This window comes from Pseudonocardia sp. T1-2H (assembly GCF_038039215.1).
GTDB lineage: Bacteria > Actinomycetota > Actinomycetes > Mycobacteriales > Pseudonocardiaceae > Pseudonocardia.
This window is the reverse complement of the sequence record NZ_JBBPCL010000001.1, coordinates 3,482,028-3,502,558: the sequence shown is the minus strand read 5'-3', so window position 1 is coordinate 3,502,558 and position 20,531 is coordinate 3,482,028. Positions and strand designations below refer to the sequence as shown.

At 72.8% G+C, this 20,531-nt stretch carries 20 protein-coding genes and 1 pseudogene; 9 read left to right on the top strand and 12 right to left on the bottom strand.

Annotation, left to right across the window (positions count from 1 at the left end):
* Positions 1-10: 10 nt before the first annotated feature.
* From WBK50_RS17285 to mgrA, 6 genes are all read right to left on the bottom strand, one after another.
* Positions 11-535: a hypothetical protein gene (locus WBK50_RS17285; protein WP_341336602.1), complete on the bottom strand. Its 525-nt coding sequence runs from the start codon at positions 533-535 to the stop codon at positions 11-13.
* Positions 532-741 (bottom strand): hypothetical protein, encoded by a 210-nt coding sequence (locus WBK50_RS17280; protein ID WP_341336601.1) that lies wholly within the window; start codon positions 739-741, stop codon positions 532-534. The genes WBK50_RS17285 and WBK50_RS17280 overlap by 4 nt, the downstream gene beginning before the upstream one ends.
* Before the next feature lie 245 nt (positions 742-986).
* Positions 987-2,360, bottom strand: coding sequence for an NtaA/DmoA family FMN-dependent monooxygenase (locus WBK50_RS17275; protein ID WP_341336600.1), 1,374 nt, complete (start codon positions 2,358-2,360; stop codon positions 987-989).
* Positions 2,361-2,370: 10 nt separating this feature from the next.
* A complete protein-coding gene (locus tag WBK50_RS17270) occupies positions 2,371-3,579 on the bottom strand; it encodes an LLM class flavin-dependent oxidoreductase (RefSeq protein WP_341336599.1) in 1,209 nt (402 codons plus the stop codon).
* Positions 3,580-3,866: 287 nt separating this feature from the next.
* Complete coding sequence (gene treS / locus WBK50_RS17265; protein WP_341336598.1) at positions 3,867-6,101, bottom strand: maltose alpha-D-glucosyltransferase; 2,235 nt, start codon at positions 6,099-6,101, stop codon at positions 3,867-3,869.
* A gap of 222 nt (positions 6,102-6,323) precedes the next feature.
* Entirely contained in the window at positions 6,324-7,361 is a 1,038-nt protein-coding gene (gene mgrA / locus WBK50_RS17260; protein ID WP_341336597.1) for an L-glyceraldehyde 3-phosphate reductase, read from the bottom strand.
* Positions 7,362-7,525: 164 nt separating this feature from the next.
* Between mgrA and WBK50_RS17255 the strand changes: the two genes are divergently transcribed.
* The 3 genes from WBK50_RS17255 (at position 7,526) to WBK50_RS17245 (ending at position 9,067) form a co-directional block, all read left to right on the top strand.
* Positions 7,526-7,957 carry an SRPBCC domain-containing protein gene (locus WBK50_RS17255; protein WP_341336596.1) on the top strand — a complete coding sequence of 144 codons (432 nt, stop codon included), beginning with the start codon at positions 7,526-7,528 and terminating at the stop codon, positions 7,955-7,957.
* Complete coding sequence (locus WBK50_RS17250) at positions 7,947-8,276, top strand: ArsR/SmtB family transcription factor (protein ID WP_341336595.1); 330 nt, start codon at positions 7,947-7,949, stop codon at positions 8,274-8,276. Before WBK50_RS17255 ends, WBK50_RS17250 begins: the two co-directional genes overlap by 11 nt.
* Positions 8,277-8,347: 71 nt before the next feature.
* Positions 8,348-9,067 (top strand): DUF899 domain-containing protein, encoded by a 720-nt coding sequence (locus tag WBK50_RS17245; protein WP_341339417.1) that lies wholly within the window; start codon positions 8,348-8,350, stop codon positions 9,065-9,067.
* A 150-nt stretch (positions 9,068-9,217) separates the two neighbouring features.
* On the opposite strand, the gene WBK50_RS17240 is transcribed toward WBK50_RS17245, so the two are convergent.
* From WBK50_RS17240 to WBK50_RS17230, 3 genes are read right to left on the bottom strand one after another with little or no spacing between them, the layout of a single operon-like run.
* Positions 9,218-11,308 (bottom strand): xanthine dehydrogenase family protein molybdopterin-binding subunit, encoded by a 2,091-nt coding sequence (locus WBK50_RS17240; RefSeq protein WP_341336594.1) that lies wholly within the window; start codon positions 11,306-11,308, stop codon positions 9,218-9,220.
* Between the two features lies 1 nt (position 11,309).
* Complete coding sequence (locus WBK50_RS17235; protein WP_341336593.1) at positions 11,310-12,308, bottom strand: FAD binding domain-containing protein; 999 nt, start codon at positions 12,306-12,308, stop codon at positions 11,310-11,312.
* A complete protein-coding gene (locus tag WBK50_RS17230; protein WP_341336592.1) occupies positions 12,305-12,844 on the bottom strand; it encodes a 2Fe-2S iron-sulfur cluster-binding protein in 540 nt (179 codons plus the stop codon). Before WBK50_RS17230 ends, WBK50_RS17235 begins: the two co-directional genes overlap by 4 nt.
* Before the next feature lie 365 nt (positions 12,845-13,209).
* Here WBK50_RS17230 and WBK50_RS17225 point away from each other — a divergent pair, with 365 nt between their 5' ends.
* The 4 genes from WBK50_RS17225 to WBK50_RS17210 all read left to right on the top strand — a co-directional run bounded on the left by WBK50_RS17225 (position 13,210) and on the right by WBK50_RS17210 (position 17,202).
* On the top strand, positions 13,210-14,838 hold the full coding sequence (locus WBK50_RS17225) for a Na+/H+ antiporter (RefSeq protein ID WP_341336591.1): 1,629 nt from the start codon (positions 13,210-13,212) through the stop codon (positions 14,836-14,838).
* A gap of 82 nt (positions 14,839-14,920) precedes the next feature.
* The gene (locus WBK50_RS17220; protein WP_341336590.1) at positions 14,921-15,772 is read left to right on the top strand and encodes a hypothetical protein; all 852 of its coding nucleotides are present in this window, start codon (positions 14,921-14,923) and stop codon (positions 15,770-15,772) included.
* A 107-nt stretch (positions 15,773-15,879) separates the two neighbouring features.
* Entirely contained in the window at positions 15,880-16,035 is a 156-nt protein-coding gene (locus WBK50_RS17215; RefSeq protein ID WP_297493780.1) for a hypothetical protein, read from the top strand.
* Between the two features lie 81 nt (positions 16,036-16,116).
* The gene (locus tag WBK50_RS17210; RefSeq protein WP_341336589.1) at positions 16,117-17,202 is read left to right on the top strand and encodes an LLM class flavin-dependent oxidoreductase; all 1,086 of its coding nucleotides are present in this window, start codon (positions 16,117-16,119) and stop codon (positions 17,200-17,202) included.
* Positions 17,203-17,278: 76 nt separating this feature from the next.
* Here WBK50_RS17210 and WBK50_RS17205 read toward each other — a convergent pair.
* Positions 17,279-17,743: pseudogene (locus WBK50_RS17205) on the bottom strand (XdhC family protein); the annotation flags it as partial.
* 19 nt (positions 17,744-17,762) lie between these two features.
* Between WBK50_RS17205 and WBK50_RS17200 the strand changes: the two are divergent.
* Positions 17,763-17,921, top strand: coding sequence for a hypothetical protein (locus tag WBK50_RS17200; protein WP_341336588.1), 159 nt, complete (start codon positions 17,763-17,765; stop codon positions 17,919-17,921).
* Between the two features lie 9 nt (positions 17,922-17,930).
* Here the strand turns inward: WBK50_RS17200 and WBK50_RS17195 are convergent, their stop codons facing one another.
* The gene (locus WBK50_RS17195) at positions 17,931-18,110 is read right to left on the bottom strand and encodes a hypothetical protein (RefSeq protein WP_341336587.1); all 180 of its coding nucleotides are present in this window, start codon (positions 18,108-18,110) and stop codon (positions 17,931-17,933) included.
* Between the two features lie 159 nt (positions 18,111-18,269).
* Here WBK50_RS17195 and WBK50_RS17190 point away from each other — a divergent pair, with 159 nt between their 5' ends.
* Positions 18,270-19,211, top strand: a complete 942-nt coding sequence (locus WBK50_RS17190; protein ID WP_341336586.1) for an NAD-dependent epimerase/dehydratase family protein — start codon at positions 18,270-18,272, stop codon at positions 19,209-19,211.
* Between the two features lie 18 nt (positions 19,212-19,229).
* Here WBK50_RS17190 and WBK50_RS17185 read toward each other — a convergent pair whose 3' ends face one another.
* The gene (locus WBK50_RS17185) at positions 19,230-20,456 is read right to left on the bottom strand and encodes an AI-2E family transporter (RefSeq protein ID WP_341336585.1); all 1,227 of its coding nucleotides are present in this window, start codon (positions 20,454-20,456) and stop codon (positions 19,230-19,232) included.
* Between the last annotated feature and the right edge of the window lie 75 nt (positions 20,457-20,531).

Sequence of the window (20,531 nt, the reverse complement as noted above, 5' to 3'; positions counted from 1 at the left end):
GCGGTCAGGTTCACGGTGTCGGCCCGATCCGGGTGCCGAGCCAGGGCAGGGCGGCATCGAGGCCTGGAGCCCAGACCCTCCAGGCGAGATCCGCCTGGTTCGCCGGCGGCACGCCCAGCGCGGCGCCGACCGTGGGGAATCGCTCGTAGTAGCGGTTGACCCCCGATGCCGCGGCGACGACGACGGTCGCCGCGGCGAGCCCCAGCCCGAGCGCCCGGCCGACCGCGGCCGCCCGGGACCGTCGTCTCCCGGTGAGCCGCTGCGCCAGGAGCGCGAGGGCGAGGGCCGTGACGCCGAGGTACACCAGCGCGTCGACGGGCAGCGGGTCGGGGAACGGCCGCCAGATGCGGTCGACGACGATCGCGGTGGCCACAGGCACGAGCAGCGCGACCAGCACGGCGCGCGGGACGCTCCGGCTCCACCACGTCGCGTCCCGGCGCGCGAGCAACGCGACCAGCCCGGCGGCGCCGAGCAACGTGAGTGTCGCCGGGACGGCGCCGGTCAGCATCGACCACCCGAGCACGGCGGAGGTCACGGCCCGGCGACGTTCTCGTGCTGGTCCACGGTGACGGCCATGGCGTCCCCCTCGGCGTCCGCGACGCGGGATCCGGCTGCCCCGAGCGCCTGCCTGCCCGGGGGAGTCCGGCGCGGTCGACGACGGCCGCGCGGCTCCTGCACCAGGTTCGCGTGCGGGCCGTCCGGGGACCATCGGGTGCACCCCCCGCACCGGGGGGTGCACACCCCACTCCGGGCGTAGGGCTTGCACACCCCCGCCCGGCGAGGTCCCCGGCGCGCGGGCACGGCCGCGCTCACCCCCGCTGCCGTGAACCCCCTCGCCCGGTCCGGATCCTGCGGCCCCCAGGAGCGTGGTGGAGACCTCCCGGCGGATCAGGACGAGGTAGTTCTCCCGTGGCTGCAGCGCGTTCGCAGCTCGTAGTTCTCGGTGAGGTACTCGTACTGCCTGCCGATGTCCAGGCCGAGGAACCTCATGAGCGCACCCCGGGGATCGCGTCGGCCGGGGGCCTCGCGTCGCCCAGGCCGAGGTGGTCGCGCAGGGTGGTGCCCTCGTACTCGGTGCGGAACGAGCCGCGCTCCTGCAGCAGCGGCACGACGGTGTCCGCGAACTCGTCGAGACCGCCGGGGGTGAGGTGCGGGACGAGGACGAATCCGTCGCTCGCGTCCGCCTGGACGAACTCGTCGAGTGCGTCCGCGACCTTCTCCGGCGTCCCGACGAACGACTGCCGGCCGGTGACCTCGATGATCAGCTCCCGGGTCGAGAGGTGCTTGGCCTCGGCCAGCTCGCGCCACTGCCGGGCCGTCGCGATCGGGTCCCGGTACATCCGCACGCTCGCCCGGCCGCGGGCGACGGTGTTCTCCCCGACGAGCGGGTCGACCTCGGGCAGCGGGCCGTCCGGGTCGTGGTCGGACAGGTCCCGGTTCCAGAGCTGCTCGAGGAACTTGATCGCGGTCTGCCCGCTGACCTGCTGGTGCCGGATGACGTCCGCCTTCTCCTGTGCCTCGGCGTCGGAGTCGCCCAGGACGAACGTGGCCGCCGGAAGGATCTTCAGGTCGTCCGGGGAGCGGCCGTACTTCGCCAGCCGCCCCTTGACGTCCGCGTAGAACTCGCGGCCGGCGTCCAGGGTGCCGTGCCGGGTGAAGATCGCGTCCGCGCTCGACGCGGCGAACTCGCGGCCCTCCTCGGAGTCCCCGGCCTGCAGGATCACCGGACGGGTCTGCGGGCTGCGGGGCACCGAGAACCGGCCCCTGATGTCGAACTGGTCGGACGAGACGTCGAACCGGCCGGCGTCGGGGTCGGCGAGGAAGACGCCGGACTCCTTGTCCGCCACGATCTCGTCCCCGCGCCAGGAGTCGAACAGTGCCCAGGTGGCGGCCAGGAACTCCTTGGCGCGCAGGTAGCGCTTCTCCTGCGGCAGGAACCCGCCGCGGCGGAAGTTCTCCCCGGTGAACTCGTCCCAGGACGTCACGACGTTCCACGCCGCCCGGCCCGCCGACAGGTGGTCCAGCGAGGCGAACTGGCGGGCGATCTCGTACGGCTCGTTGAACGTCGAGTTGATCGTCCCGGCCAGGCCGAGGCGCTCGGTGACGGCGGCGAGCGCGGCCAGCACGGTCATCGTGTCCGGCCGGCCGACGACGTCCAGGTCGTAGATCTGCCCGTTCTGCTCGCGCAGCCGCAGCCCCTCGGCGAGGAACAGGAAGTCGAACTTCGCCCGCTCGGCGGTCTGCGCGAAGTGCACGAACGACCGGAAGTCGATGTGGCTGCCGGCCGCCGGGTCGCTCCAGACGGTGGTGTTGTTGACGCCGGGGAAGTGCGCGGCGAGGTGGATCTGCTTCTTGGCCATGATCGTCCCCTCAGACGGCCGCGTAGCGGTTGGCGGGCCGGGCCAGGCCGAGCAACCCGCGCAGGGTGTCCGCCTCGTAGGCGGTGCGGAAGGCGCCGCGGCGCTGCAGCTCCGGGACGAGGCCGCGGGTGATCTGCTCCAGGTCGTGGGGGAGGCCGCCGGGCCGCAGCCGGACGCCGCCGAGCCCCGCCTCCCGCCACTCCAGCACCAGGTCGGCCAGCTCCGCGGGCGTGCCGACGAAGATTCGCGCGTCGCTGATCAGCTCCCGGCCGAGCAGCGCGTCGAGCCGCGCCTTGCGGTCCGCGGCGGCGGCCGCGTCGTCGTCGAGGAAGACGACGACGTCCCCGAGGACGTGCACGGTCTCGTCCGCCCGGCCGGCGGCGGTCTGCTCGGCGCGGACCTCGGCGAGGATCGCGCGGGCGTCCGCGGCGTCCCGCGGGGTGACGAACCCGAGGTCCGCCGAGCGGCCGACGAGCCGGTAGGCCACGGTGCGGTGGGCGAGCGCGGCGACGATCGGCTGGCCCTGCGGCGGCCGCGGGGTGATCGAGGGGCCGCGAACGGAGAAGTGTCGGCCCTCGAAGTCGATGTAGTGCAGCTTCTCCCGGTCCACGAAGCGGCCGGTGGCGGCGTCGCGGATCTCGGCGTCGTCCTCCCAGCTGTCCCAGAGCCGGCGCACGACCTCGACGTAGTCCGCGGCCTCGTCGAACAGGTCGACGATCGGCCGGTCGTCCGCGCTGCCGGGTTCGAAGGGCTCGACCGTCCGCCGGCCGAACAGCGCCGCCTCGTCCGGCCGGCTCGACACCCGGACCCGGACCCCGGCGCGCCCGGTGCTCACCCAGTCCAGCGTCGCGACGGCCTTGGACGCGTGGAACGGCTCGGTGTGGGTGACGACGGCGGTCGGGACGATCCCGACGTGCTCGGTCAGCGGGGCGACCCGAGCGGCGACCAGCACCGCGTCCAGCCGGCCGCGGACCTGGTCCGTGCGGTCGTCCGGCCTGCCGGGGTTCGACGACTGGAGGCCGAAGGAGTCCTCGATCGTCACCAGGTCCAGCAGGCCGCGCTCGGCCTCCCGGACGAGGTCGGTCCAGTACCGGGCGTCGAAGAACTCGGTGGGTCTGGCCTCGGGCTCACGCCAGGCGGCGGGGTGCCAGCCGGCGCCGTCGAGGGCCACGGCGACATGGAGGGGGGCGAGGTGTACGGGATTCTGTGGGTCGCTCACGGGCGAGGTCCTTCACGGGAGGATTCGCACACAGCTCTCCCCGGGAGACGGGGACATCGCCGGTGCCGGGCCGGGGCGGTACGCCGGACAGCGGCCGGGAGGCGAGCCGACGCCGTCGAGCCACAGCCGTGCGACGAGCACAACGGGCATCGGACGTCTCTTTCCGTGAGGCGACGAGGTCCCACCACAGTAACCAGCAAGGGGGCCGGCAGCGCAGCGTGAAGCACCGCACAGGCAGCCGGGGAACAGATCGGACTGCGCTGTGCGGACACCGCCGGACGACGCGACTAGGCCTGCGCGGACCCCTCGGCCGGCCGCTGGACCAGCAACGACATCCCCTGGTGCTCCTCCAGCTCGAGGGTGAAGCTCCGCAGGTCGTCGACCGCGGCGATCACCTCGCCGGTGAACATGTCCGACACCTGGGCGCCGGGGGGCAGCTCCACCGAGTGGACGGTGCCGGCGATCGGCTCGTTGGCGAAGTTCAGCACGGTGAGCTGCAGCTGCGCCGGGTCGTCGAGCTGGTGGACGAGCACGAGCATCCCCTTGTGCGAGACGTCCGGGACGTCCACCTGGCGGCTGACCGCGATCCGGTAGTGCGAGCGGACCTTCAGGATCGCCTGCAGTTGGCGCAGGAAGCTGGCCTCGTCCGCGAGCTGGTCCGGGATCGTGCCGTAGAGGCTGCGGCCACGGGGCATCCCGGCGGCCGACTTCGTCGCCTTGGGGTTGACGCCCATCAGGTCGTGCGCGGCGCGATGGATCCAGCGCGTGTCCCCGGTGTCCAGCAGGTCTCCGACCTCCTCGGGGGGCAGCGTGAGCATGCCGCAGAGGTCCCAGCCGGAGAGCGCGAAGACGCCCGGCTGCAGCGCGTTGAACATGGCCAGCAGCAGGTGTGCGCGCCGGATCCGGTCGATGTCGTCGATCTCGTCGAGGTCCGCGATCCCCAGCGTGGCCGCGATGACCGTGGCCGTGGTGCAGGCGATGCCGTTGGTGGTGAACACCAGGTTGTACGGGGCGTTCGGGCCGGTGAGGTGCTCGCAGAGGTCCCGGCGCACGGAGTCCCCGAGCTCGCCGCCGGTGATCTCCGCGCCCTTGTAGGTGTAGACGTCGTGCTGGTGCCCGGTGGACCAGTGCACGAGTTCGTAGGTGAGCTCGTCGTGGTTCTGCATGGCGTGCACCAGGGACGCCGGGTCCACGCCGAGCTCGAGCGAGGTGCGCAGGGTGAGCCGGAGGAACTCGGTGTCCGCGGTGGCCAGGGCGTGGTGGTAGGCGGGCCGGTTGATGAAGTCGTAGGACAGGTCCGCACCGGCCTCGGAGGTGATGCGGATGTCGTCGATCGTCAGGTTCAGCTCCTGGAAGGTGAACCCGCCGACCTTGCGGACCATGCTCGCGATGAGGTGGTTCGCGGCCTCGGAGAGCGGGTGGCCCTCGGACCAGGCCGGGTTGCCCTCCGCCGCGCTCTTCTCCACGCCCAGGAAGCCGTTGGCGTCCAGCCGCAGCGCCCCGGACCCCAGGTCCGCCAGCGAGTGCAGCGCGTCGCCGATGACCATCCGCATCCCGGCGAACGACGGGTCCAGCCAGTTGATCGACGGCTGGCCGTCCTTGAAGTAGTGCAGGTAGACCCAGCGGCGCTCGACGCCGTCGATCCCGACGACGGGGCGGGTCACGCTCCAGTTCGTCTCCTTGACGCCCTCGGCGTAGAAGATCACGCGCTGCAGCGGGCCGATGATGTAGCCGGCCTTGTCCAGCCACTCCTCGCACGCCGCGTCGATGTTGACCGAGTCCTTGCCCGGCGGGACCTCGGGCAGCGCGCTCCAGTCGTCCTGGTCGATCTCGACCATGTGGTAGATGCCGGGGTAGTCCGCGTACTTCATCTCGGCGAGCCGGAAGTCCGCGCCCTTGCCGGTGTGCCCGGGGACGACGTCGTCGATGATCGTGCCGCCCCACCAGGTCGCCGCGCCGCACATGGTCCGGAACTCAGCCTCGGTGCCGAAGGCGGGGTCGATCTGGGTGCTGATCCGGTCGAAGTGCCCGTCGACGCTCGGGGTGTACTGCCAGCCGGAGATGCCGCCGGCGCGCTTGACCGGGCCCGTGTGCACGGCCTCGATCCCGATGGTGGAGAACGCCTCCCACATCGCGTCGTCCGCCATCGCGGCGAGGAACGACTCACCCGGCCGGGTGATCAGCGAGAGCGGGTAGGCGGTGAACCAGACCGACGCCGTCTCGACGGCCTGGCGCGGGCCGGGGTTGGCGAACGGGTTCTGCCACATCGAGCCCTGGCCGGAGAACTGCCGGCTGATCTCGTTGGCGTCCGACAGCATCGACTGGTTGATCAGCCAGGACACGTAGGCCGGGTTCTCCCCGGTCGCCGGGCCGTCCTGGGCCACGGAGTGGCGCGCGAAGGGCAACTTGACGCGGGCGCGGTGCCGGAGGCTGCGGGGACGGGCCGGATGGAAGTGTTCGACGTAGGTGATCTCGCTGGGCTCGTGCGCCTGCTCCTCCTGAGCCTCCGGCGTGTCCGACATCCGCTCTCCCCACGATGATCGTCCCTGGTCAGCCGACCATGTGAGGCGGCGCGCCCGACCGCGCCGGCACCATGATCGCCGGCAAGCTGGGTTACCGGTTCGGCTGAAAGCCAATCATCGCGTCCACCTGTCGGAAGCCCGCATCCGAGGTGGTCCACGTTCTCCCGCGCCGCGGGGGTGCTAAAGGGGCCCGGCGCGCCCTCGGCTCGGCGCTCCCACTTCTCAGCGCTCCGCGGACGCCGCCCAGAGGTTGATCCCCGCGTCCACCGCGTGCTCGTCGATCCGCGCGAGCTCGGCGTCGTCGAAAGTGGGATTCTCGAGGGCGCCGAGGCTGTCGTCGAGCTGCGCGACGCTGCTGGCGCCGATGAGGACCGACGTGACCCGCGGGTCCCGCAGCGCCCAGGCCAGCGCCATCTGCGCGAGCGTCTGGCCGCGGTCCTTCGCCATCGCGTCGAGCGCGCGGACGTGCGCGAGCGACTTCTCGGTGAGCAGGTCGGGGGACAGTGACTTGCCCTGGGCCGCGCGGGAGCCCGCCGGGACGCCGTCGAGGTACTTCGAGGTCAGCATGCCCTGCGCGAGCGGGGAGAAGGCGATGCAGCCGACGCCGGTGTCGCCCAGGACGTCGAGCAGGTCCTCCTCGATCCAGCGGTTGAGCATCGAGTACGACGGCTGGTGGATCAGCAGCGGCGTCCCGAGCTCCTTCAGGATCGCGGCGGCCTCGCGGGTGCGCTCGGCGCTGTAGGAGGAGATGCCGGCGTAGAGCGCGCGGCCGGAGCGGACCGCGGTGTCGAGCGCCCCCATCGTCTCCTCGAGCGGCGTGGTGGGGTCGTAGCGGTGGCTGTAGAAGATGTCGACGTAGTCGACGCCCATCCGGTCGAGCGACTGGTCGAGGCTCGCGAGCAGGTACTTCCGTGAACCGCCGCCCTGGCCGTACGGACCGGGCCACATGTCGTAGCCGGCCTTGGTGGAGAGGACGAGCTCGTCCCGGTACGGCCGGAAGTCCTGGGCGAACAGTGTGCCGAAGTTGCGCTCGGCGCTGCCGTAGGGCGGGCCGTAGTTGTTGGCGAGGTCGAAGTGCGTGACGCCGCGGTCGAACGCGCGCCGCAGGATCGCGCGCTGGGTGTCCAGCGGCATGTCGTCGCCGAAGTTGTGCCACAGCCCGAGGGAGATCGCGGGCAGGTCCAGTCCGCTGCGGCCGCAGCGGCGGAAGGGGACCGAGGTCGGCGAGTCGTAACGGTCGGGCGCGGCGAGGTAGCTCACCCCGCCATCCTGCAGCACTCCGTCCGGTGGAGGGGCGCCGTCGGGCTCGCGGCCGGCCGCGGGCGTGTCGGCGTGCCGTGCAGCACCGGCGCTCGCACCTTGACGCAATCCATCGGTTGCCATACTGTGGCAACCAGTCAGTTGCTACTAGCGGGAGGTTCGGCATGGGATTCCCCGATCGCCTCGAGCGGGTCGTCGAGATCGGCCATCCGCCGGCCAGGGTGTGGGCTGCGCTCACCACGGCCGAGGGCCTGGGCACCTGGTTCGGCAACCAGGCGACGATCGACCTGCGCCCGGGCGGGGCGGCCCAGATGACCTGGACCGGCGGCCACAAGGCCGACATGCGCATCGAGCGCGTCGAGGAGCCGACGGTGTTCGGCTTCACCTGGCAGATCTACGGGCTGCCCGAGGGCGACCCGCGCCGCACCTACGTCGAGTTCACGCTCGAACCGGCCGGTGCGGGCACGCGGCTGACCGTCGTCGAGACCGGCTTCGCCCAGCTGCCGGAGGACGCCCACGGCAAGGCGTACGGCGGCAACACCGAGGGCTGGGCGAGCGAGCTGGGCGAGCTGGTCGACTACCTCGATGCCGCCTGACATCGAGGCGACCGCCGAACAGGTCTTCGTCGCCCTGGCCGACCCGAGCCGGCGCGCCATCCTGGCCGCGCTGGCGTCGGGCGGTCCCGCCACGGCCACGGCCCTGGCCGGTCGGCTGCCGATCACGCGGCAGGCGATCGCCAAGCATCTGGCCCTGCTTGCCGAGGCCGGCCTGGTGACGGCCGAGCCGGGGGAGCGGCGCCGGGTGCGGTACCGGCTCCGCTCCGCCCCGATGCAGGTGGCGCAGCAGTTCCTGGCCGCGCTGGCCCGCGACTGGGACGGTCCGCTCGACGCGTTGCAGGACCACCTCGATCGGTAGCCCGGCCATCAGCTCACGAGCAGGTTCACGAACGCATGAGCTCGGACCCGAGCCGGAAGGCGGACATCATGATGAAGACACCCCCGATCGTTCCGCTGCGGGAGTGGGAGGCCGCGCGCCGGCAGCTGCTCGTGAAGGAGAAGGAGATCACCCGCGCCCGTGATGCCCTGGCCGCGGAGCGTCGGCGGATGCCCTGGCTGGCTGTCGAGAAGGAGTACGAGTTCGACGGACCCGAGGGGAGGTCGACACTGCTCGACCTGTTCGAGGGGCGCCGTCAGCTGATCGTCTACCGCGCATTCTTCGAGCCCGGTGTGTTCGGCTGGCCCGATCATGCCTGCCAGGGCTGTTCACTGGTGGCCGATCAGGTCGCCCACGTCGCCCATCTGAATGCCCGTGACACCACGCTCGCCTTCGTCTCGCGCGCGCCACAGCCGGACATCGAGCGGGTGAAGGCGCGGATGGGCTGGACGATGCCGTGGTTCACCATGACCGACGATTTCGACACCGACTTCGGGGTGGACGAGTGGCACGGCACGAACGCGTTCCTCCGCGACGGCGGCCGCGTGTTCCGCACCTACTTCGTCAACAACCGTGGCGACGAGGCGTTGGGGAGCACCTGGAGTTACCTCGACCTGACCGCGCTCGGGCGGCAGGAGGAGTGGGAGGACTCGCCCGAGGGCTATCCCCGGACGCCGCCGTACGAGTGGTGGAACTGGCACGACGAATACGGCGCCGCCGAGCCGCCTCCGGGGCGGCTCACCACGCTCGCCGAGGCGGCGGGTCCGTCGTAGCGAGTCGCGCCGGGCTCCGACCCGTCGTCTCCACACTCGTCAACGAAACATTGACACCCTCGGATCGTCGATCTCTGGTTGACCGACCGTGGCGACGGCGGACGGCAGCGATCACGGCGCCGGCCGTGGGGGACAGTGGCGTGTCGCGCCTCAGGGCAGGAACCGGTCCAACGTGACCGGGAGATCCCGCACCCGCACCCCGGTGGCGTGCCAGGCGGCGTTCACCACGGCCGCCGCCGTCCCGACGATGCCGATCTCGCCGACCCCCTTCGAACCCATCGCGTTCACGTGCGGGTCGTGCTCGTCGATCCAGTGGGCCTGCAGGTCGGCGACGTCCGCGTTCGACGGCACGTGGTACTCGGCGAGGTCGTGGTTCACGACGTGGCCGAAGCGCGGGTCGAGCACGCTCTCCTCGTGCAGCGCCATGCCCAGCCCCATGGTCATCCCGCCGAGGAGCTGCGAGCGGGCCAGCCGCGGGTTGAGGATCCGGCCCGCGGCGAACACGCCGAGCAGCCGGGGCACGCGCACCTCGCCGGTGTAGGCGTGCACGCGCACCTCGGCGAACTGCGCGCCGTAGGCGGACATCGTGTAGCTGCCCGCCTCGGGGTTCGGCTGTACGCCGGCCTCGACCTCGTCGCCGTCCTGCGCGCCGCGGCCGAACTTGTCCCGGAACTCGCGCGCCGCCTCGACCAGCGCGGACCCCCACGTCGCCGTGCCGGAGGAGCCGCCGGCCACCGAGGCGACCGGGAAGTCGGTGTCCCCGATCAGCACGTCGACGTCCTCGACCGGCACCCCGAGCGCGTCCGCCGCGATCTGGGGCAGGACGGTCCAGGCCCCCGTGCCGAGGTCCGCGGCCCCGATCCGTGCGATGTAGCGGCCGCCGTCGAACCGCACGGCCGCGGTGGACCGGGCCTGGCGCATCGTGGGGTACACCGAGGCGGCCACCCCGGTGCCGACCCACCAGCCGTCCTCGAGGCGCGCGCGCGGCGTGAGGTCACGCCCGGCCCACCCGAACCGCTCGGTGCCCTCGCGCAGGCAGGCGACCAGGTTGCGGGAGGAGAACGGCTTCCCGGATTCCGGGTCGAGCTCCGGTTCGTTCCGGAGCCGGAGCTCCACGGGGTCGAGACCGACCTCGTGCGCGAGCTCGTCCATCGCGACCTCGGGACCGAACATGCCCGGGCACTCGCCCGGCGCGCGCATCCAGGAGGGCACCGGGACGTCCAGCGCGGCGAGCCGGTGGGTCGTCCGCCGGCTCGCCCCCGCGTACATGCTCCGGGTGGGCACGCCGGTCTGCTCGGCGAACTCCTTGATCCGCGAGGTCTGCTCCACGACGTCGATCGCGATGGCCCGCAACGTGCCGTCGCGCTCGGCCGCCAGCTGCATCCGCTGGATCGTCGGGGTGCGGTAGCCGGCGAGGGAGAACATCTGCTGCCGGGTCAGCGCCAGCCGCACCGGGCGGCCGGGCACGGCGCGTGCCGCCATCGCCGCCATCACCACGCTCGCGTGGGCGGTGCCCTTGGACCCGAAGCCGCCGCCCACGAAGGGGCACACCACCCGCACCTGCTCCTCCTCCAGACCCAGCACCCCGCGCACGGTCGCCCGCGTGGGGTGCACGCCCTGGGTGGAGTCCCACAGGGTCAGGAAGCCTGCGCCGGAGGGATCCCACAGGGCCGTCGTCGCGTGCGGTTCCAGCGGGTTGTTGTGCTGCATGGGGGTCGTGTACGTCTGCTCGACCGTGACCGGCGCCAACGCCATCGCGTCCTCCACGTTCCCCACGTCGGTGTCCGTCGGGTAGCCCGCGTTCACCTTCTTCGGGGCGTAGAGGTCGTGGCGGTCCGCGGACAGCCGGGTGTCCGGGTCCGCCGCGTCGTACTCGACCCGGACGAGGCCCGCGGCCTCGCGCGCGATCTCGAAGGTCTCCGCGACGACGGCGGCGACGATCTGGCCGCGGAACCCGACGTCGTCGGACTGCAGGACGGCGAGCTCGGCATCGTCGGTGGAGGCCAGCCGCTCGGCGGTACCCGGGGTGAGGACGGTGATCACCCCGTCCAGCGTCGACGCCTCGGTGGTGTCCACGGAACGCACCCGGCCCCGCGCGATCGTCGACTGCACGACGCGGCAGTACAGCGGGTTCTCGACGGGTGTCTCGTCCGCGTAGATCGCGACGCCGTGCACCTTCGCCGGGCCGTCCCGGCGCGGGAGGTCCTGTCCCATGGCCCGGGGTTCCAGGGTCCGGGTCATCTCAGGTCTCCTCCTCGGCGAGATCGCGCAGCGTGGCGACGAGCGCCCCGGTCACCAGCGGGATCTTGAACCCGTTGCCGCCGTCGATGCCGTCCTGGGGACGGGCGTCGGCGAGCTCCGCCTCGGCCGCTTCGCGGTAGGACTGCTCGGACACGGGCGCACCGCGCAGCGCCGCCTCGGCCCGCCGGGCCCGCCAGGGCTTGTGGGCGACGCCGCCGAGTGCGATCCGCACGTCCCGGACCTCGCCGTCGACGACGTCGAGCGCCGCGGCCACCGAGACCAGGGCGAACGCGTACGACGCCCGGTCCCGGACCTTGCGGTAGTGCGAGCGGCGGGCGATCGGCAGGTCCGGCACGTCGATGGCGGTGATCAGCTCGCCGTGGTCGAGAACGGTGTCCCGCTCCGGGGTGTCGCCGGGCAGGCGGTGCAGCTCGGTGAACGGGATCGTCCGCTCGCCGTCCGGGCCGAGGACCTGCACCTCGGCGTCGAGCGCGGCCAGCGCGACCCCCATGTCCGACGGCTGGGTGGCGATGCAGTGCTCGGAGGCCCCCAGGATCGCGTGGTTGCGGGTGGATCCGCCGATCGCCGAGCAGCCGGAGCCGGGCTCGCGCTTGTTGCAGGGCGTGGTGACGTCCTGGAAGTAGACGCAGCGGGTGCGCTGCAGCGGGTTGCCGCCCGTCGTCGCCATGTTGCGGAGCTGGCCGGACGCGCCGGCGAGCAGGGACTCGGCGAGCACCGGGAACCGCTCGCGGACGCGCGGGTCCGCCGCGAGGTCGGAGTTGCGCACGGCCGCGCCGATCCGCAGCCCGCCCTCGCGGTCGGTGATCTCGGCCGAGGTGAGAGAGGTGACGTCGACCAGCAGGCCGGGCTCGATCAGGCCCAGCCGCAGGTGGTCGACGAGGTTCGTCCCGCCGGCCAGGAAGGAGGCGTCCGGGCGGCCCGCGACGGACCGGACGGCGGCCGCGGCGTCGGCGGGGGCCTCGTAGGCGAAGGGCTTCATCGGACCGCCCCGCCGGCGCGCGCCACCTGGCCCACGGCGGCCCGGATGCCCTTGTAGGCGCCGCACCGGCACAGGTTGCCGCTCATCCGCTCCGCGATCTCCCTGTCCATCGCCTCCGGGTCGGTGAGCTCCGGGTCGGCCGCCACGTCCGCGGCGGCCGCGCTCGGCCAGCCGCGCTCGATCTCGTCGAGCACGCCGACGGCCGAGCACACCTGTCCGGGGGTGCAGTAGCCGCACTGGAACGCGTCGTTGTCCAGGAACGCCTGCTGGACCGGATGCGCGTCGTCGCCACCGGGGGCGAGCCCGTCCGCGGTGGTGACCACGGCGCCGTCGTAGGCGACGGCCAGCGCGAGGCACCCGAGCACGCGGCGGCTGTTCACGAGCACGGTGCAGGCACCGCACTGACCGTGGTCGCAGCCCTTCTTGGGGCTGGTGATCCCCATCCGCTGCCGCAGCGCGTCGAGCAGGGACGTGCGGGTGTCGATCGTGACGTGGTGGGTGGCACCGTCGACCTGCAGGGTCACTTCGGAGTCCATTGGCGGGTGGTTCCCCGTCCGCGTCGTTCCAACCCGCCGACGTGACGCCTGGGCGGCCGGCGGGCAACAGAACCCATGGACCTGCCGGAACTCGTCGATCCCACCGCCCGAACCCGGGACCCGTGACGCGTTAGAGGCCCGCTGTGCGGGGTAAGCCTGTGCCGACGCCCGACGCCCCGGTGGGGCCAGTTCTCCGGGGCCGGTGCGGAAGCCCCCGCACCGGCCCCGTGATCCGTCGGCGGGCCGTCCCGGTCGCTGCAGCGCGGCGTGCGATCCGTGGCCACGCGGTCCGGGGTGGGTGCGTGCCGGGCGAGCGCCCGCGCGCCGGCGCGTGCCGCGCGGGTGGACCGGGTACTGCCCCACTCGTGCCGATACAGATCTTCGTCGTGGCGATGGTGCTGGCGGGCGCTGTGCTGCTCGGACGCTTCGTGACGGGGCGTACCGGGATCCCGGACGCCGCCGCGTACGTGCTGCTGGGGGTGGCCGCCGGACTGCTCCCCGGCATGGCGGGGGTGCGGCTGTCGCCGGACCTGGTGCTGCTGCTGTTCCTCCCGCCGTTGATCTACTACGCGGCGTTCTTCAGCGATCCCCGGGAGACGATCCACAACCTCGTCGCCGTGCTCGGGCAGGCGGTGGGCCTCGTGCTCGTCACCGCGGCCGCGGTCGCGGCGACGTTGCTGGCGGTGTTCCCGGACGTCGGGTGGGCGGCGGCGATCGCCTTCGGGGCGGCGGTGGCACCGCCGGATCCCGTCGCGGCCGGCTCCGTGCTGCAGCGGCTCGGTGCGCCGAGACGCCTGGTCACGGTCCTGGAGTCGGAGGGACTGGTCAACGACGGCGTGGCGCTCACGCTGTTCGCCGTGGCCGTCGCGAGCGTCGGGGCACCGGCCTCGGCCGGCGACGTCCTGACGCACCTCGTGGTCGAGGTCGGCGGCGGGATCGGGTTCGGCCTGCTCGTCGGGGTGCTCACGGCCGCGTTGCGCCGGCGGATCCGGGACAGCACCAGCCAGGTGCTGTTGTCGCTGATCACCCCCTACCTCGCCTTCGTGCCGGCCCAGCTCGTGCAGTCCTCCGGCGTGCTGGCGACGGTCGCGGCGGCGGTGTGGCTCGGCACGCGTGGTCGCGGCCTGGTCGAGCCGACGTCGCGGCTGCAGACCGAGACGTTCTGGCGGGTGCTCAACACGCTGCTGGTCGCCTTGCTGTTCGTGCTGCTGGGGATCCAGGTCCCCTCGATCGTCGCCGTGGTCGGCTACTACCCGCCCGGGCTCCTGGCCGTGGCGTCCGGGGCCGTGGTCGTGGTCGCGATCGGGGTCCGGATGGCCTGGGTGCTGCTCGTCCCGTCGCTGGCGGGCCTGCTCCCGGTGCGGGAGGAGCTGACGTCGCGCATGACGTTCCGGGAACGGCTGGTGTTGGGCTGGTGCGGTCCCCGTGGCGCGGTCTCCCTCGCGGTCGCCCTCTCGATCCCGCTGGTCACCCCGACGGGACAGGAGTTCCCGCGGCGGGACCTGCTGCTGTTCCTGACGGTGGTCGTCGTCCTGGTCACCCTGGTCGGGCAGACCGTGCCGCTGCCCTTCCTGCTCCGGCGGCTGCAGCTGCGGCCCGACGAGCGCGAGCAGACGGAAGGGGTCCGGGCGCGGCGCGCCACGGTGGACGCGGCGCTACGCGAGCTCGACGACGTGGCCGCCCGGGACGAGCCGGACCCACCCGGGGCCGAGGCCCTGCGGCAGGTCCTCGAACTGCGCCGCGACCGCCTTCGGGACCAGCTCGACCCGGGCTCGGACCGCGGGCGCACGACGCCGGACGACGACCGCGACGGCGACGGCGACGACCCCCGGCCCGACCGCCTCGACGCGAGCGACCTGCGGCTCCGGCTCGTGAACGTCGAACGGGACATGCTGCGCACGCTGCACGAGAAGGGGGAGATCTCGCGGCCCACCATGGTCGCCATCAGCCAGGAACTGGATCTCGACGAGACCCAGCTGCGTCGGCGCCGCTGAACAGGCGCGGCGCGAGGCCTGGGGAGTCGGGCCGATCAGGGGTAGCGTCCCGTCTTCGCGGGAGGACCGGTGGGGGGACGCGATGCCTGATTTCGACGATGACCACCACGGACATGGCGGGCACCACGGCCATCACGAGGACCACGGCTATCACGAGGATCACGGCTATCACGAGGACCACGGCTATCACGAGGACCACGGGTATCACGAGGACCACGGGTATCACGAGGACCACGGGTATCACGAGGACCACGGGTATCACGGGTATCACGGACACCACCACGGCGGAGCGGACACGGACTGGTGGCCGCTGCTCCCGGGGCTGATCGTGATCTTGCTGATGCTCGCCGTCCTCGCCCACCACCAGGGGTACGACCGGATTCTGATCGAGCGGTGGCGCGCCTGGATCCGTCCGGAGCAGGCGGAGCGCGATGCCTGGCAGGCGGCCGTCGAGCGCTACGGCCGCACCGCGGGGGAGTTCGCGGCGTTCGAGTGCGACCCCCGCGCGGTGCTGGCCCGACCGGCCCTTGCCGATGTGACCCGACCGCCGACGGCACGGTTCGTCGACGAGTTCGCGTCGGCGTGCGCGCTCCGTACGGACGGCTTCCCCGGCGCCGCGGCGGCCGCGGAGTTCACCCGGGCGGCCGAGCGGGCGGAGCGTGCCTGGTCGGCCGCGGTCGACGCGGCGGACCGCCTCGGCGCCGCCTGCTTCGCGCCCGGGGAACGGAAGCTGCTCGACCAGACGATCAAGCTGCTCACCGCGGCGGAGTCGACCCCGCACGACGGCGAACGGCACGCGGCGTACCGGCGCGCGCTGGCGCGGCTGTCCGAGCTGGAACGACGCACCGGGTGGGTTCTTCCCGGACCGGCCGTCGGCGCCGTGGAGCGCCGGGCCCGGGGGATGCTCGTCGCGGCCCCGGCGGCGGCTTCATAACGTCTCGATAACTCCCTGTCGCCAGAGAAGTAGAAACTCCCCCGATCGGGCACTCCGTGTCGACATCGGACGGGCTAACAGCCCGGACACCATTTCGGAGGCTTTTCGTGATCATCCTCGGTCTGATCCTGCTGGTGGTGGGCTACCTCACCGGCCTGAGCCTGCTGTACTACCTCGGCGGACTTCTCCTGATCGTCGGCATCGTGCTGCTGATCCTGGGCAGCGTCGGCCGCCCGGTGGGAGGCCGAAAAGTCTGGTTCTGACACCCTTCACGTGGCCTCGTGCCCCGGCACCCGACGTCTCGGTGCCGGGGCACGGTGCTGTGCGGACACGGAGAGGGGACGATGCGGGTGCGGGTCGGGGTTCTCTTGTTGTCGGCGCAGTTCCCCGGGCAGAGCCACACGCAGGTGCTCGAGCGGACCGTCGCCTCCGCCGTCGCCGCCGAGGCCGCGGGGTTCGACGACGTCTGGGTCGCGGAACACCACTTCATGTCCTACGGGGTGTGCCCGTCCGCGCTCACCCTCGCCGGGTACCTCCTGGCGGCGACGACGCGCGTCACGGTGGGCACGGCGATCTGTGTCCTGCCGACCCAGCATCCCGTCGCCGTCGCCGAGCAGGCGCTGCTGCTCGACCAGCTCTCGGGCGGCCGGCTGGTCCTGGGCGTCGGCCGCGGCGGCCCGTGGATCGACCTGCGGGTGTTCGGCGGCGCCGACGACGGTGCGGCCGACCCGCGGGCCGGCTTCCCCGAGGCACTCGACCACGTGCTGACCGCGCTCGCCGGCCGCCCGGTTCGGGGGAGCGGCCCTGGCTACCGGTTCCCCGAGGTGCAGGTCGTGCCCGGGCCCCGGGGCGGGAAGCCGCCTGCCGTGCTCGTCGCCGCCACGTCCGCGGAGTCCGTCGAGACGGCCGCGCGCCGCCGCTTGCCGGTGCTGCTGGGCATGCACGCCGACGACCGGGAGAAGGCCCGCATGGTGGCCGAGCACCGGCGGCTCGCGGGGACCGCCGTCGGCGGGCACGTCAGCGCCCACCTCGCGTACGTCGCCGACACCGACGGCGAGGCGGAGGCGGCCTTGCGCGCCCGGCTCCCGCTGTGGCTGGGACCCGGCCTGGCCGGATACCGGCGCGCCGACGGGGCCGCCCACCCGACGCGGGATCCCGACGAGTACGCGGCAATGCTGTGCCGGCTGCACCCGGTCGGGTCGCCCGAGACATGCCGGCGGCGGCTGGTCCGCACCGCCGCGACGGCGGGTGTCGAGCACGCGATCCTGATGGTGGAGGGGCACGGGGACCCCGCCCGGACGCTCGAGAACATCCGGCGCCTCGGTGCCGAGGTGCTGCCGGCTCTGCGTGTGCCCCCGTGCAGCGGCGGCCGAGAGCACCGGGCTCGAGGCGACACGGCGCCTTCGTCCGGCTCGTCGGGGCCGCCGTGAGCCCACGCCGAACCCTCGACGCCCCCGCGGAGACCTACGAGCAGTGACCCCGTGATCCCCGACGGCGACGGTCGGTTCAGGCGCTGGTGCGCAGGCCCTCCCCGTCCGGTTCGTGGATCGCGCCCTCCCGCGCGCCGAGGGGCAGGCCGGTGCCGCCGAAATGTCGCAGCACGATCTCCGCGGCGATCGCCACGGCCGTCTGCTCCGGGGTGCGGGCCCCGAGGTCGAGCCCGATCGGCGAGCACATCCGGGAGATCTCGTGCTCGGTGACCCCGATCTCGCGCAGCCGGTCGATCCGGTCGTGGTGGGTGCGCCGCGAACCCATCGCCCCGACGTAGCCGACCTCGGGCAGGCGCAGGGTCACCTCGAGGAGCGGGACGTCGAACTTCGGGTCGTGGGTGAGCACGCACAGCGCGGTCCGGGCGTCGATCCTGCCCGCGGCGGCCTCGGCGGCGAGGTAGCGGTGCGGCCATTCCACGACGACCTCGTCCGCGTCGGGGAAACGGCTCGCGGTCGCGAAGACGGGGCGGGCGTCGCACACCGGCCTCGACCTGCGGGCGATGCTGCGCGGCGGCGCGACGGACACCGAGCTGCGGGACGCGGTCGCCGCTCGCTGGACCGCCCGCGAGGACCGCTACTCCGAGCTGCGGGGGACCGGCGCCGCGGTGCCGGTGGGACTGGGCATGCCCAGGATCGAGATGTCCTACATCGGTGGCTGAGGACGACCGCTACGGCTCGGGGTAGTACGCGGCCAGGTGCAGGTCGAGCTCCATCAGGTCCGGGTGGCCGAAGAAGGCCACGTTCGCCGTGTCCATGGGGCAGCCGGGCTGGTGGTGGACGGTCCCGAGCCGCCGGCTCGCCCGGCAGTGCTGGCAGGGCAGGGGGACCAGGGGGTACTTCACGCTCACGATGCTCTCCTCGACGTCCGCGCGAAACCGGGTCCGGCGGGAGCAGGGGAGCACCCGGACAACCGGTACGCAGGGCCCCCAAAGGGTAGGCAGCGCCTCATGGACACGGCCAGCTCGTGTGCGGAGGGTTACGCGCGTCGGCGAGGGGTAGTCCTCACGATGCGAATTCTCGTTACCGGCGCCCGAGGCAAGGTCGGCGCCGCGGCGGTGCACCACCTTCTCCGCTCGGGACACGAGGTCACGGCCGTCGACGCCGCCGCGCCCGTCTACGAACGGGCCCGCGAGGTGCGCTACATCCAGGCCGACCTGTCCGACGCCGGGCACGCGGCGGCCGTGGTCCCCGGGCACGAGGCGGTGATCCACGCCGCGGCCATCCCCAGCCCGGTGAAGAACCCGCCGCACGTCATCTTCCGGAACAACGTGATGGCCACCTACAACACCCTCGAGGCGGCCGAGCGCTGCGGGGTCGCGCGGTTCGTGCACGTGTCCAGTGAGACCGTGCCCGGCTTCTCCTACCCGACCCGCTACTTCCACGCCGACTACGCCCCGATCGACGAGGAGCACCGGGTCGCCCCGCAGGACAGCTATGCGCTGTCCAAGAGCGTGGGCGAGGCGTTGATGGACGCCGCGGTGGCGCGCTCGGACATGAACGGGGTGTCCGTGCGTCCCACGTGGGTGCAGTGGGAGGGCAACATCGAGCGCAACGTGGGGCCGATCGTGCGGGCCGCGGGCGCGGACAAGAGCGCCTCGTTCTGGTCCTACGTCACGGTCTACGACGTCGCCGATCTGTTGGTGCTCGCCGCGACGGTGGACCTCCCGGGGCACGAGGTGCTCTACGCCGCGGCCGCGGACAACGCCAACGGGCTGCCCCTGCACGACCTGGTCCGCCGGCACTTCGGCGACGAGGTGGAGCTGCGGCCGGTAGCGCGCGAGGACGCGTCGGGCATCTCGACCGCGAAGGCCGTCCGGCTGCTGGGCTGGAAGCCGACGCGCAGCTGGCGGGACTGGCTCGACGACGACGGCTACCTGCGCCCGGAGGTGCAGGAGCGGGTCGACACCGGGGCCACGGGGGTTCAGCAGGGGTGGGCGACGATCTCCTAGCGGGTGCCGCGGGCCCGGTCAGGCCCGGTCGAGCCGCGGGAACACGGCCTCGCGCAGGACCATCGTCACTGCGGCCGCGACGGGGATGGCGACCAGCGCCCCGACGACCCCGAGCAGCACCCCGCCGATGAGGACCGAGACCACGGTCACGGTGTCCGGCACGTTCACCGCACGGCCCATGACCTTCGGGACGAGCAGGTAGTCCTCGAGAAAGCGGTAGACGACGTAGAACGCGACCGTGGCGAGCGCGACCGGCCACGACACGCTCAACGCGACGAGCGCGACGATGATCCCGGCGATCGTCGACCCGACGACGGGCACGAGGTCGAGCAGGGCCACGAGCACCGACAGCGCCAGCGCGTACGGCACGTGGAAGATCTCGAGCCAGATGAAGGTCGCGACCCCGATGACGGCCGAGATCAGCAGGTTGCCCAGCACGTACGCACCCACCTTGGCGAGGACCTCGTCGCCGATGAGGATCACGCGCGGCCGTCGGGAGTGCGGCACGAGGCGGTACGCGAGGACGCGGATCGAGGGCAGCGACGCCAGGAAGTAGACGGTCAGCACCAGGACGACGACGGAGTCGGCCAGGGCGCCGAACAGGGCGACGCCGGCCCCGAGGACGCCGTTGACCAGCGTCGAGCCGTTGCCGCTGACCAACTGCTCGATCCGCTGCTGGATCTGCAGCCGCGCGCCGAGACCACCCAGCACCGAGTTGCGGTTCTGCAGGTCCTGCAGGATCGCCGGGGCACGGGCGAACAACGCCCCGGCCTGCGCCGCGAGCGGGACGATCGCGGCGGCGAGGAAACCGGCCACCACGACGACGAGCAGGATCGCCACCCCGGTCACCGCGAGCGAGCGCCGCACCCCGCGGCGGACGAGCGCCGACACCGCCGGTTCCAGGCCGATCGCGAGGAACAGGGCGACGCCGATCAGCAGGAGCGCCGACCACGAGTTGACCACGATCAGCACCAGCCCGGCCGTGACCGCCACCCCCGCCGACCCGATCAGCCCGATCATGAACGGTGAGCGCCGGTTCAGCGGCCGCCCGGGCTCCCCGAGGGGGTGATCGTCGTCGGTGGCGTGCCCGGCGGTCCGCTCCGCCTCGGCGATCGGGCCCTCCGCCTCGCTGTGCGGTAGCGCGACTCGCGGGTGGTGTCCGGGCGCCGTGCTCCGGTCAGGCGCGTGATCGCGCTCGGCGGCGCGTTCCTCCGTGTCGTCCCGACCGCCCGTCGTGGCCGTCATCGTCCACCGTCCCTCCCCGCGGCACACCGCCGCGGGCAACGGGATGGCCGGTGGCGAGCGGGCCAAACGTCCCCG

What these genes read in the sequence shown, in the direction of transcription:
- WBK50_RS17275 (WP_341336600.1), bottom strand. Translation starts at nt 2,360, where the DNA reads ATGGCCAAGAAGCAGATCCACCTCGCCGCGCACTTCCCCGGCGTCAAC.
- treS (WP_341336598.1), bottom strand. Translation starts at nt 6,101, where the DNA reads ATGTCGGACACGCCGGAGGCTCAGGAGGAGCAGGCGCACGAGCCCAGC.
- WBK50_RS17255 (WP_341336596.1), top strand. Translation starts at nt 7,526, where the DNA reads ATGGGATTCCCCGATCGCCTCGAGCGGGTCGTCGAGATCGGCCATCCG.
- WBK50_RS17250 (WP_341336595.1), top strand. Translation starts at nt 7,947, where the DNA reads ATGCCGCCTGACATCGAGGCGACCGCCGAACAGGTCTTCGTCGCCCTG.
- WBK50_RS17245 (WP_341339417.1), top strand. Translation starts at nt 8,348, where the DNA reads ATGAAGACACCCCCGATCGTTCCGCTGCGGGAGTGGGAGGCCGCGCGC.
- WBK50_RS17240 (WP_341336594.1), bottom strand. Translation starts at nt 11,308, where the DNA reads ATGACCCGGACCCTGGAACCCCGGGCCATGGGACAGGACCTCCCGCGC.
- WBK50_RS17235 (WP_341336593.1), bottom strand. Translation starts at nt 12,308, where the DNA reads ATGAAGCCCTTCGCCTACGAGGCCCCCGCCGACGCCGCGGCCGCCGTC.
- WBK50_RS17230 (WP_341336592.1), bottom strand. Translation starts at nt 12,844, where the DNA reads ATGGACTCCGAAGTGACCCTGCAGGTCGACGGTGCCACCCACCACGTC.
- WBK50_RS17220 (WP_341336590.1), top strand. Translation starts at nt 14,921, where the DNA reads ATGCCTGATTTCGACGATGACCACCACGGACATGGCGGGCACCACGGC.
- WBK50_RS17210 (WP_341336589.1), top strand. Translation starts at nt 16,117, where the DNA reads ATGCGGGTGCGGGTCGGGGTTCTCTTGTTGTCGGCGCAGTTCCCCGGG.
- WBK50_RS17200 (WP_341336588.1), top strand. Translation starts at nt 17,763, where the DNA reads ATGCTGCGCGGCGGCGCGACGGACACCGAGCTGCGGGACGCGGTCGCC.
- WBK50_RS17190 (WP_341336586.1), top strand. Translation starts at nt 18,270, where the DNA reads ATGCGAATTCTCGTTACCGGCGCCCGAGGCAAGGTCGGCGCCGCGGCG.
- WBK50_RS17185 (WP_341336585.1), bottom strand. Translation starts at nt 20,456, where the DNA reads ATGACGGCCACGACGGGCGGTCGGGACGACACGGAGGAACGCGCCGCC.